Consider the following 12,217-nt stretch of genomic DNA (forward strand, 5'->3'; position numbering starts at 1 on the left):
ATGGAGAAACGATACAGTCAAATGACACCGCACGAACTCAATACCGAAATCGCATCACTTTCTGAAAAAGCAAGAAAAGCTGAACAGCACGGCATCATCAATGAACTGGCCGTGCTCGAACGGAAAATTGCAATGGCAAAAGCATATTTGCTGAACCCGGAAGATTTCACACCGGGAGAAACATATCGCGTGGAAGGCTCTGAAGATGGGTTTATCATCAGTTATGTAAACGGCGTTTTCGCATGGGGATACAGAACCTCGGCCCCTGATCAAGAGGAAGCGCTGCCAATATCAGTATTGCGAGAACAGAAGCAAGCGTAACAGGGAGGCTGAATATCAGCCTCTTTATATTTTCAGCACATTTGCACGGCATTTTAAGGAAAAAATCATTGAATTCACTCCAATAATCTTTTAAGATGAAACTCGTTGTTTTTTAAAATCGAAGGAGGCGATGACGTTGAGTATCAAAAACCCATCAGTGAAATTTATTATTTTTGTTCTTATGATTTGCACATTTTCAATCGGATACACTGAATACGCGGTGATGGGGATTTTGACGTCGATTGCCAATGACTTTCATATACATGTTTCATCCGCCGGGCTTCTTGTCACGGCCTATGCCGCAAGCGTATGTCTGACAGGCCCGCTCGTCACCATCATTGCGGTCAAACTCCCGAGAAAGCCTGTGCTGCTTGGGCTGATGGTGATTTTTATCCTAGCCAATCTAATGAGCGCGCTGGCACCGAATTTTGCGGTATTGGCTGTCTCAAGAATTTTATCCGCGTCCATTCATGGCGCTTTCTTTGCGATCGCCATGGTATTTGCCAGTGAAATGGTTCCGCCGGAAAAGCGTGCCGCAGCCGCTGCCTCAATGAATGGCGGGCTGACAGTGGCTTTGATGCTTGGTGTCCCATTCGGCTCTTATCTCGGAGATGTCCTGAACTGGAGAGCTGTATTTACCATCATTACAGCACTCGGCGCCGTTGGATTCTTAGGCCTCATGGCTGCTGTGCCGAACAGAAAACCAAAAGTGATCCCGATGCTCATGAATGAGTGGGGCGTATTTAAAAACAAACAAGTGCTGTATTCCTTCGCAATTACGATTTTAGGCTATTCCGGCGTCTTTATCGCCTACACTTTTATCGAACCGATTTTGAGACATTCAGCCGGATTCAGCACAGTCGGCATAACAGGCGCTCTCTTTGCATATGGACTAGGGGGCGTTGCAGGGAATTTCTTTGCGGGAAAAGTGCCGATGCCTCTGCTGACTCGGACGATGATCGGTGTGATGATCGGTTTGATCGGTGTTCTGACTGTATTTCCTTACATCGCCCTTTACCCGGCCGCAGCCATTGTTGCAACGTTCTTATTTGGGGCTTGCGCATTCGGTACGCCTCCTTTGCTGCAAACAAAGGTCATTTCTTCTTCTGAGAGCGGTACAACAATTGCCGCCGCTGTCAGCGTGTCGGCGTTTAATCTTGCTAATGCGCTCGGTGCGTGGATCGGCGGAATGATTTTGAGCGGAACAGGTTCTTATTCGTGGCTGTTTGCGGGCGGAGCGCTTATGACTGCATGCGGTCTCGTGCTTTCTACCTTCGCACATTTGTCAGAAAAGAAGAGCGTGTATGAGTATCAAGTCAATAAAGGGTAAAAAAACAGCTGCAGCGCGTGCAGCTGTTCTTCTTTACCGTTTGCCGGAGGCTCTCATTTTTTCTTGAGGATGCTGATTGATTGATCCGTCAGCACGCTTTGAAGCATAGTCGTCCTTTGCTCTCGGTTCACCCTGAAATTTATTTTCGTTTTCGTAAGGAAATCCTTTTTCTTTATTCCGGACCATGTCATTTCCCCCTAGGTTCGAGATCAAAAAGTTGCGTCTTTCCAGATGAAGACGTAAGGTTAGTATATGGAGAACAGCACGTTTTAAAGCGTCATTTTTTTCCTGAAGAAAGGAGACTGGACACATGAATACGTACATTGAGAAACTGACAAATCTGCTTCTGGAAAAGAACGAGATGATCAGCTATATACAGGCAAAAACATGGGTGGAATTATTATGGAGCGATTTTGAAGCAACCTATGCAAAAGCCGGACATGCCTATCAGGGTGAAAAAATGACCGAAAAAATCGTCACACAATGGATCGAGAACTATGGCGGCCAGCTCCACCTTTTCCAAAGCTCCCGTGACAACGTGAATGATTACTTAAACCAAAGCAGAGGCCTTTTGCATTAAACAACCTGCCGTTACCATCCGGCAGGTTTTTTCATTTCCTTTTGATTACCTGAACATCATAAAAATAAACAAAACGTGTTTTGCCCCCCTGTCAATCAGGGAATACCAAAAATATCTTGTCAAATTGCGAGGAGGAGCTTTGTATGAAAAAGAAACAAGTAATGCTCGCTTTAACAGCTGCCGCAGGCCTGGCTTTACCATCCCTTCATTCCGCTCCCGCAGCAAAAGCTGCGCCCCTTCACGACATATCTGTCAGTATGCCATCATCTGATTCTTACATCATAAAAGCAGGAAAGCTGAATGTCCGGACTGAGCCAAATCATAAAGGCAAAATTGTTGGCACTTTATCATCAGAACAAAAAGTCACAGTCAATGGTTTCGTAAATGCCGATTGGGCTCACATTCAATTCAAAGGAAAAAAAGCCTATATTTCAACACACTTCTTAATGAAAACGGCAAGCCAATCGAAAACGGCGAAACAGACAGCCTTCTATGCACCGACACCCGAAAACGGAAAAGCCAAGAAGCTATCATCTGGGACAGAGGTAACATTCCACGGATGGGGATTCAGTGAAAACGGCGGATTTGACTTCACATGGGCATTCGTTGAGTATGGCGGAGTCATGGGTTATATTCAGACAAAGGACTTACAGCTACGATAAAAAAGGCAGGCTGAGGCTTGTCCTTTTGCCGGAGTATGAAACTTTTCTTCTTTCTGCACGTAACAATGAGAAAGGAGATGATCATTTGGTTGGTTTAATCGGCGGAGGTCTCATGATCATTGCAGGCATACTGATCAAACTGTTTCCTCCCACATCCATCAACAGTGTGTACGGATATAGAACGAGGCGTTCAATGTCAGATCAAAGGTTATGGAATGAAGCGAACCGCTACAGTGCATCATTGATGATCCTGTCAGGCTTGGTGATTATGGCAATGGGTCTGCTGCTGAGATCAAACTTGATCATTTTTCAGCTTGCCCTGCTGATGGCCGCCTGTGTCATTACGTTTATGCTAACGGAGAAAAGGCTGAAAAACATGACGTACAGTCAAGGAGGAGATAGAAGTGGACGGAATTAAAAGACAGTTTGTCAAAACAAACGGAGTCACGCTCCACGTTGCGTCTGCAGGGCCGGAGGACGGCCGGTTAATTGTCCTGCTCCATGGATTCCCTGAGTTTTGGTACGGCTGGAAAAATCAAATCAAACCGCTAGCCGATGCGGGTTACCGGGTCATTGCTCCTGATCAGCGAGGCTACAATCTCAGTGACAAGCCGGAGGGAATTGAAGCATATCGGATTGATACATTAAGAGATGATATCATCGGGTTGATCACGCAATTCACAGATGAAAAAGCAATCGTGATTGGACATGACTGGGGAGGCGCTGTCGCATGGCATCTGGCTTCAACGCACCCGGAATATCTTGAAAAGCTAATCGCCATTAATATCCCGCACCCGAGCATCATGAAAACCGTAACACCGGTTTATCCTCCGCAATGGCTGAAAAGCTCGTACATCGCCTTCTTCCAGCTGCCTGACATTCCAGAGGCATCACTAAAAGAAAATGATTATGAATCATTAGATCAAGCGATTGGGTTATCGACACGCCCTGAGCTTTTTTCGTCTGAGGATGTCAGCAGGTACAAAGAAGCCTGGAAACAGCCGGGTGCCTTGACAGCTATGCTGAACTGGTACCGAGCCCTCAGAAAAGGAAGCCTGTCAGAGAAAGTAACTTGTGAAACAGCACCTTACCGGATGATCTGGGGAATGGAGGACCGCTTTTTAAGCAGGAAGCTTGCGAAAGAGACGGAAAAGCGTTGCCCGAATGGACACCTCATTTTTGTTGATGAAGCCTCCCATTGGATTAACCACGAAAAACCAGCCATCGTCAATCAGCTGATTCTAGAATATCTTAAAAAAACATAAGTCAAAATGTCTCCCAATCGTCTGTCATAAGTGGCAGACTTTTTCTGTGCGTATTTTTCATAGTCTGTTTTAAACATGACAAAATAACATTAAAAATTGAATGTCACGACAAAAATGTAACAAAAATCAGGTTTAAACGACTTTTAAAAAAGGAATAGCCTTACTGAAGATTTGTCTGCAACTCCCCCTAAGGCAATACTTAAAAAAGAATATAAAAAGAAGGTGCCTTAATGAAGCAAGGATTAATCTCGATTATTATCCCGTCTTACAATGAAGGGTATAATGTCAAACTCATTCATGAATCCTTGAAAAAGGAATTCAAGAGCATTCATTATGATTATGAAATTTTCTTCATAAACGACGGAAGTGTTGACGATACGCTTCAGCAAATTAGAGACTTGGCAGCGATATCCAACCGGGTAAAATACATATCTTTTTCCCGAAACTTCGGAAAAGAAGCCGCAATTCTGGCGGGCTTTGAGCATGTCCAAGGCGAGGCGGTTATTGTCATGGACGCCGATCTGCAGCATCCGACCTATTTGCTGAAGGAATTTATCAAAGGCTATGAAGAAGGCTATGATCAAGTCATTGCCCAGAGGAACAGAAAAGGGGACAGCCCTGTCCGCTCAGTCCTGTCCTCTCTTTATTACAAGTTCATCAATAAAGCGGTGGAGGTTGATTTGCGTGACGGTGTCGGAGACTTTCGGCTGTTAAGCCGCCAAGCTGTGGATGCTCTTTTGAAGCTGAGCGAAGGCAACCGCTTTTCAAAAGGGCTGTTTTGCTGGATTGGCTTTGATCAGAAAATCGTGTTTTATGAAAATGTTGAAAGAAAAAACGGCACATCAAAATGGTCGTTCAGCAGCCTGTTTAACTACGGAATGGACGGGGTTGTTTCATTTAATCATAAGCCGTTGAGAGTATGCTTTTATACCGGCATTCTCATCTTGCTGCTTTCTATCATTTATATCATTGCCACATTTGTAAACATTCTGACTAACGGCATTTCTGTACCTGGATATTTCACAATCATCTCAGCAATCTTATTTCTCGGCGGGGTTCAGCTGTTAAGCCTCGGAATCATAGGTGAATATATCGGCCGAATTTATTATGAAACAAAAAAACGCCCGCATTATTTGATTAAAGAAGCGAATATCCCGAATAAAGATATACCTGAAACGAACGAACTGAAAAACGTACAGCGCCTGACAAAAATGCACTGAAATCACTAAGCGGTGCTTTTTTGCATCTTAAAAGCAAGACTGGAGAATCTATATGAAAAAAAAATATGTCATGATCTATGCGGCCAGTCTGCTCGCTTCCATTCTGGCTCACGCTTTTTTTGTGAAAGAATGGTCGGACGGCAGATACATGACAGGTCCGGGTGACGGGCTTGCGCAAATGGTCGTATTTAAAAAATTATTATTTGAACAATATACACACGGAAATTTTTTCTACAATTATACATTCGGACTCGGCGGCGGCACATTCAGTCAGCTCGGCTATTATTTTTCTGCTTCCTTTCTTTTTCTTGCATCAGCCGCCGTCGTCTGGCTTCTTCAAGGCGTGCAGCTGATCGGAGAAGCGGATGCGCTTTTTTGGGCTGAGTCAGCTGTTTTTATCAGTGTGATCAAACTGAGTCTGATCATCTTTACAGCCGCTTCTGTTTTTCACTATCTTCTCAAGCACAGAGCGGCGTCGTTTACGGGCGCCGTATTATATGGTGCCTCAATCATTTATTTCCGCCACGAAGCGTATTGGGAATTCTTTACCGATACCATGATCTGGCTTCCGCTGTTAGTGCTCGGAGCGGAGAAAATCATGAGAGAACGGCGTCCGGCATGGTTTATCATTGCGTGCTCGATGACCTTAATCAACAACTTTTACTTTGCATACATAAACCTTATATTTATCGCAATTTATGTGCTGTTTAGATGGCTGATCCGGCTTGAACAGCATGAAGAGAAAAGATGGATTCAATGCAGAATGTTTATCGTTTCAGGCCTTATTTCTTTCGGCATCAGTGCGGCGGCGTTTGTGCCGGTGGTATACGGTTATGTTAACAACCTGCGCCCTCCGTACAGAGAGAACATAGAGTGGCTTCATTTCGATGATAATATCTTATTTACAAGCCGGATCATCATTTTGCCGGTAGTTTTTTTGCTGTTTTTATTTATTTTGTCTTTTTACAAAAACCGCGTGTTTCGTCTCTTTGCCGGATTGAGTCTGCTGTTTATTCTTTTTCATTTCAGTCCGTATGCGGCAAGCGCGTTTAACGGCTTTTCCGCCCCGCAAAACCGGTTTGAGTATGTTCTTGCCTTTACGATCGCCGGTGCGGCAGCGGCAGGCTTGTCACAGCTGAACAAGCTGAAGCTCAAAGAACTGCTGCCGGCAACTGCCCTTGTCCTGCTTCTTTACTTGTACCATATCCAAAGGTATGAGCTGGACATAGGGAAGCCTGCGAATCAAAGCATTCTATTGCTCTTGTTTCTGACAATCGCAGCCTTGTTTGCTGCGGTTTTTGCGAAAAAATGGACAAAGTTTGCTGTGTACGGTGTGGTTATTCTTTCTACGCTGTTTGTCGCCAACACCTATCAAAAATACGCGCTCTCGGAAGGGGGCGGTCTGGACAGTGTGACAAAAGCATATCTCATGGGCGAGGAATACAAAGGGCAAGAATCATCTGAGCTCATCAGGCGTTTACAAAAGGAAGACGATGATCCGCTCATGAGAATCGACTGGATGAACGGGGTCCGCAATAATACGCCAATCATTTACGGGTTTAATGGATTCAGCGCTTACTCCAGCATTTTAAACAAACATCTGCTGACCTTCTATTGGCATGATCTGAGCATCGATATGGGGAGGGAAAGCGTCAGCCGTTATGCGTCCTTGGGAGACAGAGCGAATTTGTACAGCCTGCTTTACGGCAAGTATTATATGACGGAAAAAACAAACGAAGCCAGCGTTCCGTACGGCTTCAAAAAGAATTTGGAATCTGAGCATTATGCCGTTTATGAAAATCAATACATGTTGCCTTTCGTCAAGACAGCCGATGTCATATACAGCGAAAGCGAGCTGGACAAATCGCCCGTTCTAGCGAAAGAGCAGGCGATGCTGGTAGGTATTGTAGTAGCCGATCCATCGGGGGAGACAGAGCAGGCACCCAAACCGGCCGATCTAATCCCTGAGTCGGACATCACCACAAAGCATGCCCGCTATCAAAAAGGACTGCTTACTGTGACTGGAGAAAACGGAGGAGAGCTGAACATCACCCCGAAACAGGCGTCATCAGCTCCGGGAGACTACTATGTCAGCTTTTATTTGAAAAGCAAAGCAAAAGACAAAGGGTTTAGGTTAAGGGTCAATGATTATGCCACAACAAGGAAATCGAATCAATCGATTTATAAGACCGGGGTAAATGATATCACGATTAGAGTGCCTAAATCAGAACATATTTCAATCAAGCTCCCGGAAGGAACGTATGAGATCAAAAACATAGCGCTCTATGAAGAAAATTATGAAACGCTGAAAAGCGCTGTACAGCAAAATAAAACAGAAAAAGCAGACAAACTGAAATGGGACAAAAACCAATTGACGTTTGCCTATCATCTGTCAAAAGACAAGTACATCATGCTTCCAATTCCATATGAAAAAGGCTGGGAGTTGAAGATCAACGGGAAAAAACAGCCGATCAAAAAAGTGGACTATGCGTTCATCGGTTTTCAGGCGCAAAAGGGAGACAATCACATTGAACTGACCTACTACCCGCCATACTTTAAACAATCGGCGCTCCTATCGGCCGTCAGTTTGCTGCTTGCTGTTTTGTATATCAGACGAAAAAAGCCCGGCTCTAAATAGAGCCGAGCTTTAATTTTTTCTGGAGCTTTTCTTCGCTGAATATCCATCCCGTATAGGATGAGCGAATCTTGAGATCATGGTCGATATGAACGATGGCCACAAACGGATAATGGCCTTTGCTTCGGTAACGCAGGTCAATAAACCTTACCTCATAGTGATCTTTAAACGTATCGACTTCCCACCGGTAAACCGGAGAAAATGACAGAAACGCCCCAATGTTATCATCTTGCTTTGCCGCATGCATTACTTCAGTTTCAGGAACAGGCACACGGTTAAACGTATCCAGAATCACGACGTGCCCTTCCATGCTTCTTCCCACATAGAAAGCATGGGCTGTCGTAACTGCGATTCGCCATTGCCTGAATTTCATCGTCGGAGAAATAATGATGCTTTCGATTTCATCATGAATCATCTCATGAAGCTTCCGTTTAATTCTGAGCTGCATAATCAGGCGAACCATATAATAACCAGCCAATATGATATATAAGCTGAGAAACGTGATGCCGGGACTGCCGCCCGCATACCAAATCGCAATCGCAGCAAGATGACTGATAAATATAAACGGATCAAACGTATTAATCAGCCCGAGCGCAACCCATTTTTTTGAAAACGGACGTATGGCTTGTGTTCCGTACGCGTTAAAAATATCAACAAAAACATGCAGAACGACTGCCAGCAGCGTCCACAGCCACAGGTGCAGAAAATCGGCCTGCGGATAAAATAAATACAGTATGGCCGGGATGATCAAAGACCAAAACAAAACAGCGGGAATAGAATGGGTAAACCCTCTGTGATTTCTGATATAAACCGCATTATTTTTCAGCTTTAACACAGTATCAATATCCGGAGCCTGAGAGCCCGCGAGCGTTGCGATCATAACAGCGTGAGCCATTGCCGGATCTGATCCGACAACAGGATCAAGCGTCGCAATACCGCCAAGCGCGATGCCCATGACGACATGTGTGCCCGTATCCATAGGTGACCTCCTTGCAGGATTGTCCTGCCCACTCACTTTTATAAAATATTCCCCATTTTCATATACCCAATTTTTCAAAAGATTTAATCGTTCTCATATGTTTCCGCTTTTTCTTTACTTCTATTTAATGTAACATATTATCGTACTGTGCCCTTAGTGTACAACAAATAACAGTCTAAAGAAAAGCGGGGCGCGAAAGACTGGGGAGAAACACATATGAACGTACTTGAAGACAAATTAAAACAAAAAGACATACAGCAATTTCGCGATGATTTAATCTCATGGTTCGAACGAGAACAGCGCATTCTGCCGTGGAGAGAGGACCAAGATCCATATAAAGTGTGGGTATCTGAAGTGATGCTGCAGCAAACGAGAGTAGAGACGGTGATTCCTTACTTTCTGCGGTTTGTGGAACAATTCCCGACAGTGGAAGCGCTCGCTGATGCTGATGAAGAAAAAGTGCTGAAAGCATGGGAGGGACTCGGCTATTATTCGCGAGTCAGAAATCTGCAAAGCGCGGTAAAAGAAGTGAAACAGGAATACGGGGGCATTGTTCCTCCAGACGAGAAAGAATTTGGCGGCTTAAAAGGCGTAGGCCCTTATACAAAGGGGGCTGTGCTCAGCATCGCTTACAACAAACCCGTTCCTGCGGTTGACGGAAATGTGATGCGTGTCATGTCCAGAATTCTTTCCATTTGGGATGATATCGCTAAACCAAAAACGAGAACGATCTTTGAAGATGCAGTCCATGCATTTATTTCAAGTGAAAAACCATCTGAATTTAATCAAGGCTTGATGGAGCTCGGAGCCTTGATCTGTACGCCGAAATCACCTTCATGCCTGCTATGCCCGGTTCAACAGCATTGCTCAGCATTTGAAGAAGGTACTGAACGGGAACTTCCGGTAAAAAGCAAAAAGAAAAAGCCCGGGATTAAAACAATGGCCGCAATCGTTCTGACTGATGAAAATGGACAAGTGTATATTCACAAACGCCCATCAAAAGGTTTGCTCGCCAACCTGTGGGAATTCCCTAATCTTGAAACACAAAAAGGGATTAAAACCGAGCGTGAACAGCTCACTGCATTTTTAGAAAACGATTGTGGGATACAAGCTGACATCAGTGATCTGCAAGGTGTAGTCGAGCACGTTTTCACCCACCTGGTATGGAATATTTCTGTGTTTTTCGGTAAAGTAAAACAAGTGTCGGATACCGCTGAGTTGAAAAAAGTGACAACAGAAGAGCTCGAACAATTTGCGTTCCCGGTATCACATCAAAAAATCTGGAAGATGGCAGTGGAAGCAGCCGAATACACGGCTGCTCCGTAAACGTTCTTAATCATAAGTAACGCGCGTGCCGTGGGTGTAGTCCGCTTCATTGCGTTTCATTCCGCCGCGCGCTTCAATTTCCTGCGTTAATTCCCGGTATTTTGATTGGCCTTCTTCGTTCAAATAAGGCATAATTTGCTGAAAAGCATGATGAAAATAGGCGAGTTCACTGTTTTTCCAATCTTCTTTGGATACCATGTTTAATTCGCTCATATCACGTCCGACATACATAACAGAAGACCCCCTTTACGTTCTTGCCATTATTGTTTGTGGAAATAAGAGAACTATACGCTACAAGGAGATGAGGAAAAATGGAACAAAATAAATGCGCACTTGTAACAGGAAGCAGCCGCGGTGTCGGTAAAGCGGCAGCGATCAGACTGGCTGAAAACGGTTATAATATCGTTATTAACTATGCACGCAGCAAAAAAGCCGCTTTGGAAACAGCGGAAGAAATCGAAAAGCTTGGCGTCAAAGTGCTTGTCGTAAAAGCAAACGTAGGACAGCCGGCAAAAATCAAAGAAATGTTTCAGCAAATTGATGAAACGTTTGGCAGACTTGATGTTTTTGTAAATAATGCCGCTTCAGGCGTTCTGAGACCTGTTATGGAACTAGAAGAAACACACTGGGACTGGACGATGAACATTAATGCGAAGGCATTGCTTTTCTGCGCCCAGGAAGCGGCCAAGCTAATGGAAAAGAACGGAGGCGGGCATATCGTCAGCATCAGTTCATTAGGCTCAATCCGCTACCTTGAAAACTACACGACAGTTGGCGTGTCAAAAGCGGCGTTAGAAGCGTTAACCCGTTATCTTGCGGTTGAGCTTTCGCCAAAACACATTATCGTCAACGCCGTTTCAGGCGGAGCAATTGACACAGATGCGCTCAAACACTTCCCGAACAGAGAGGATCTGCTCGAGGATGCGCGTCAGAACACGCCGGCAGGACGCATGGTTGAAATTAAAGACATGATTGATACTGTCGAGTTTTTAGTGTCATCTAAGGCTGACATGATCCGCGGACAGACCATTATCATCGATGGCGGACGCTCGCTGCTCGTTTAAAAATTTTTAAAAAGAGGAATAGCCATACTGTCACCTGCACATTCTAATGATCGTGGAGGTGATAACAATGGCAAACCAAAATTTCAGCAAAACAAACGCACAACAAGTCAGAAAACAAAACCAACAATCAGCTGCTGGTCAAGGCCAATTCGGCACTGAATTTGCTAGCGAAACAAACGTTCAGCAAGTCAGAAAACAAAACCAGCAATCAGCTGCTGGCCAACAAGGTCAATTCGGCACTGAATTCGCTAGCGAAACAAACGTACAGCAGGTAAGACAGCAAAACCAATCTGCTGAACAAAACAAACAACAAAACAGCTAATCACTGAAACAGAAAAAAGCACTTCATCTTAGGATGAACGTGCTTTTTTTTTGTTTGTAAAACGACAAAACTTGTGGAAGGTCTACAGAATGAGTCAAAGGGTTTGCATACATAAGATCGAAATAATGATAGGAGGAAACGTTTAGACTTTTGCCAAGCTGAAGGAGGAACCGATGACGGAATTTGAAAAGCTCGTAATTGAACAGATGAAGACGATGGACAAGCTTCTCGATCTCCAATCAGAGCTCGACCGCTGCAAACAAATTGAAGCAGAACTCCGGCATTTGGAAAGGGGTGCAAGGCTGCGCGGTATTCGGAATGAAATTGCGGTAAAACGAAAACAACTTGCCGATATACAGGACATGTTTCAAAAGCAGACAGAGCAGGTGATTCGTTCATATCGCAGCTCAGAAAAGCCGTCTTCCTTTGTGTAGAGCAGGAATGTGCCATTCCCCGGCCGGAATGGCTCTTTTATTTTCATTTTTCAATTTGTAACGTTATAATAGGTAAAAG

Annotated in this window: 15 protein-coding genes; 12 read left to right on the forward strand and 3 right to left on the reverse strand. The window is 44.5% G+C overall.

What is annotated here, in order from left to right; translation table 11 throughout:
• Both M1D98_RS04500 and M1D98_RS04505 read left to right on the forward strand, forming a co-directional pair.
• Complete coding sequence (locus tag M1D98_RS04500) at positions 1 to 321, forward strand: YfhH family protein (protein WP_010330868.1); 321 nt, start codon at positions 1 to 3, stop codon at positions 319 to 321.
• A gap of 136 nt (positions 322 to 457) precedes the next feature.
• Positions 458 to 1,651, forward strand: coding sequence for an MFS transporter (locus M1D98_RS04505; protein WP_456280043.1), 1,194 nt, complete (start codon positions 458 to 460; stop codon positions 1,649 to 1,651).
• Between the two features lie 33 nt (positions 1,652 to 1,684).
• On the opposite strand, the gene M1D98_RS04510 is transcribed toward M1D98_RS04505, so the two are convergent.
• On the reverse strand, positions 1,685 to 1,837 hold the full coding sequence (locus tag M1D98_RS04510; RefSeq protein WP_010330867.1) for a small, acid-soluble spore protein K: 153 nt from the start codon (positions 1,835 to 1,837) through the stop codon (positions 1,685 to 1,687).
• A 124-nt stretch (positions 1,838 to 1,961) separates the two neighbouring features.
• Between M1D98_RS04510 and M1D98_RS04515 the strand changes: the two genes are divergently transcribed.
• The 6 genes from M1D98_RS04515 (at position 1,962) to M1D98_RS04540 (ending at position 8,016) form a co-directional block, all read left to right on the forward strand.
• A complete protein-coding gene (locus M1D98_RS04515; protein WP_010330866.1) occupies positions 1,962 to 2,231 on the forward strand; it encodes a YfhJ family protein in 270 nt (89 codons plus the stop codon).
• Positions 2,232 to 2,374: 143 nt separating this feature from the next.
• Complete coding sequence (locus M1D98_RS04520; RefSeq protein ID WP_121642179.1) at positions 2,375 to 2,893, forward strand: SH3 domain-containing protein; 519 nt, start codon at positions 2,375 to 2,377, stop codon at positions 2,891 to 2,893.
• Positions 2,894 to 2,978: 85 nt separating this feature from the next.
• Entirely contained in the window at positions 2,979 to 3,311 is a 333-nt protein-coding gene (locus M1D98_RS04525; protein ID WP_026014554.1) for an SdpI family protein, read from the forward strand.
• On the forward strand, positions 3,298 to 4,158 hold the full coding sequence (locus tag M1D98_RS04530; protein ID WP_435577020.1) for an alpha/beta fold hydrolase: 861 nt from the start codon (positions 3,298 to 3,300) through the stop codon (positions 4,156 to 4,158). Before M1D98_RS04525 ends, M1D98_RS04530 begins: the two co-directional genes overlap by 14 nt.
• 230 nt (positions 4,159 to 4,388) lie before the next feature.
• Positions 4,389 to 5,378: a glycosyltransferase family 2 protein gene (locus tag M1D98_RS04535; RefSeq protein ID WP_456280044.1), complete on the forward strand. Its 990-nt coding sequence runs from the start codon at positions 4,389 to 4,391 to the stop codon at positions 5,376 to 5,378.
• Between the two features lie 52 nt (positions 5,379 to 5,430).
• Positions 5,431 to 8,016: a YfhO family protein gene (locus tag M1D98_RS04540; protein ID WP_456280045.1), complete on the forward strand. Its 2,586-nt coding sequence runs from the start codon at positions 5,431 to 5,433 to the stop codon at positions 8,014 to 8,016.
• On the opposite strand, the gene M1D98_RS04545 is transcribed toward M1D98_RS04540, so the two are convergent.
• Positions 8,009 to 8,992 (reverse strand): metal-dependent hydrolase, encoded by a 984-nt coding sequence (locus tag M1D98_RS04545; protein WP_010330860.1) that lies wholly within the window; start codon positions 8,990 to 8,992, stop codon positions 8,009 to 8,011. The genes M1D98_RS04540 and M1D98_RS04545 overlap by 8 nt on opposite strands.
• 216 nt (positions 8,993 to 9,208) lie before the next feature.
• On the opposite strand from M1D98_RS04545, the gene mutY reads away from it, so the two are divergent.
• Positions 9,209 to 10,318: an A/G-specific adenine glycosylase gene (mutY, locus tag M1D98_RS04550; RefSeq protein WP_456280046.1), complete on the forward strand. Its 1,110-nt coding sequence runs from the start codon at positions 9,209 to 9,211 to the stop codon at positions 10,316 to 10,318.
• Positions 10,319 to 10,324: 6 nt separating this feature from the next.
• Here mutY and M1D98_RS04555 read toward each other — a convergent pair whose 3' ends face one another.
• Entirely contained in the window at positions 10,325 to 10,549 is a 225-nt protein-coding gene (locus M1D98_RS04555) for a hypothetical protein (RefSeq protein ID WP_039076261.1), read from the reverse strand.
• Between the two features lie 80 nt (positions 10,550 to 10,629).
• On the opposite strand from M1D98_RS04555, the gene fabL reads away from it, so the two are divergent.
• From fabL to M1D98_RS04570, 3 genes are all read left to right on the forward strand, one after another.
• A complete protein-coding gene (fabL, locus tag M1D98_RS04560; RefSeq protein WP_010330857.1) occupies positions 10,630 to 11,382 on the forward strand; it encodes an enoyl-[acyl-carrier-protein] reductase FabL in 753 nt (250 codons plus the stop codon).
• A 67-nt stretch (positions 11,383 to 11,449) separates the two neighbouring features.
• A complete protein-coding gene (locus M1D98_RS04565; RefSeq protein WP_121642184.1) occupies positions 11,450 to 11,704 on the forward strand; it encodes a gamma-type small acid-soluble spore protein in 255 nt (84 codons plus the stop codon).
• A gap of 173 nt (positions 11,705 to 11,877) precedes the next feature.
• The gene (locus tag M1D98_RS04570) at positions 11,878 to 12,138 is read left to right on the forward strand and encodes a YgaB family protein (RefSeq protein WP_010331499.1); all 261 of its coding nucleotides are present in this window, start codon (positions 11,878 to 11,880) and stop codon (positions 12,136 to 12,138) included.
• The last annotated feature ends 79 nt before the right edge of the window (positions 12,139 to 12,217 follow it).

Source organism: Bacillus sp. K7, from assembly GCF_053903245.1.

Excerpts from the sequence above, each read along its gene's own strand:
- M1D98_RS04535 (WP_456280044.1), top strand. The coding sequence starts at position 4,389 with ATGAAGCAAGGATTAATCTCGATTATTATCCCGTCTTACAATGAAGGG.
- M1D98_RS04565 (WP_121642184.1), top strand. The coding sequence starts at position 11,450 with ATGGCAAACCAAAATTTCAGCAAAACAAACGCACAACAAGTCAGAAAA.
- M1D98_RS04515 (WP_010330866.1), top strand. The coding sequence starts at position 1,962 with ATGAATACGTACATTGAGAAACTGACAAATCTGCTTCTGGAAAAGAAC.
- mutY (WP_456280046.1), top strand. The coding sequence starts at position 9,209 with ATGAACGTACTTGAAGACAAATTAAAACAAAAAGACATACAGCAATTT.
- M1D98_RS04570 (WP_010331499.1), top strand. The coding sequence starts at position 11,878 with ATGACGGAATTTGAAAAGCTCGTAATTGAACAGATGAAGACGATGGAC.
- M1D98_RS04520 (WP_121642179.1), top strand. The coding sequence starts at position 2,375 with ATGAAAAAGAAACAAGTAATGCTCGCTTTAACAGCTGCCGCAGGCCTG.
- M1D98_RS04500 (WP_010330868.1), top strand. The coding sequence starts at position 1 with ATGGAGAAACGATACAGTCAAATGACACCGCACGAACTCAATACCGAA.
- fabL (WP_010330857.1), top strand. The coding sequence starts at position 10,630 with ATGGAACAAAATAAATGCGCACTTGTAACAGGAAGCAGCCGCGGTGTC.
- M1D98_RS04555 (WP_039076261.1), bottom strand. The coding sequence starts at position 10,549 with ATGTATGTCGGACGTGATATGAGCGAATTAAACATGGTATCCAAAGAA.
- M1D98_RS04510 (WP_010330867.1), bottom strand. The coding sequence starts at position 1,837 with ATGGTCCGGAATAAAGAAAAAGGATTTCCTTACGAAAACGAAAATAAA.
- M1D98_RS04545 (WP_010330860.1), bottom strand. The coding sequence starts at position 8,992 with ATGGATACGGGCACACATGTCGTCATGGGCATCGCGCTTGGCGGTATT.
- M1D98_RS04540 (WP_456280045.1), top strand. The coding sequence starts at position 5,431 with ATGAAAAAAAAATATGTCATGATCTATGCGGCCAGTCTGCTCGCTTCC.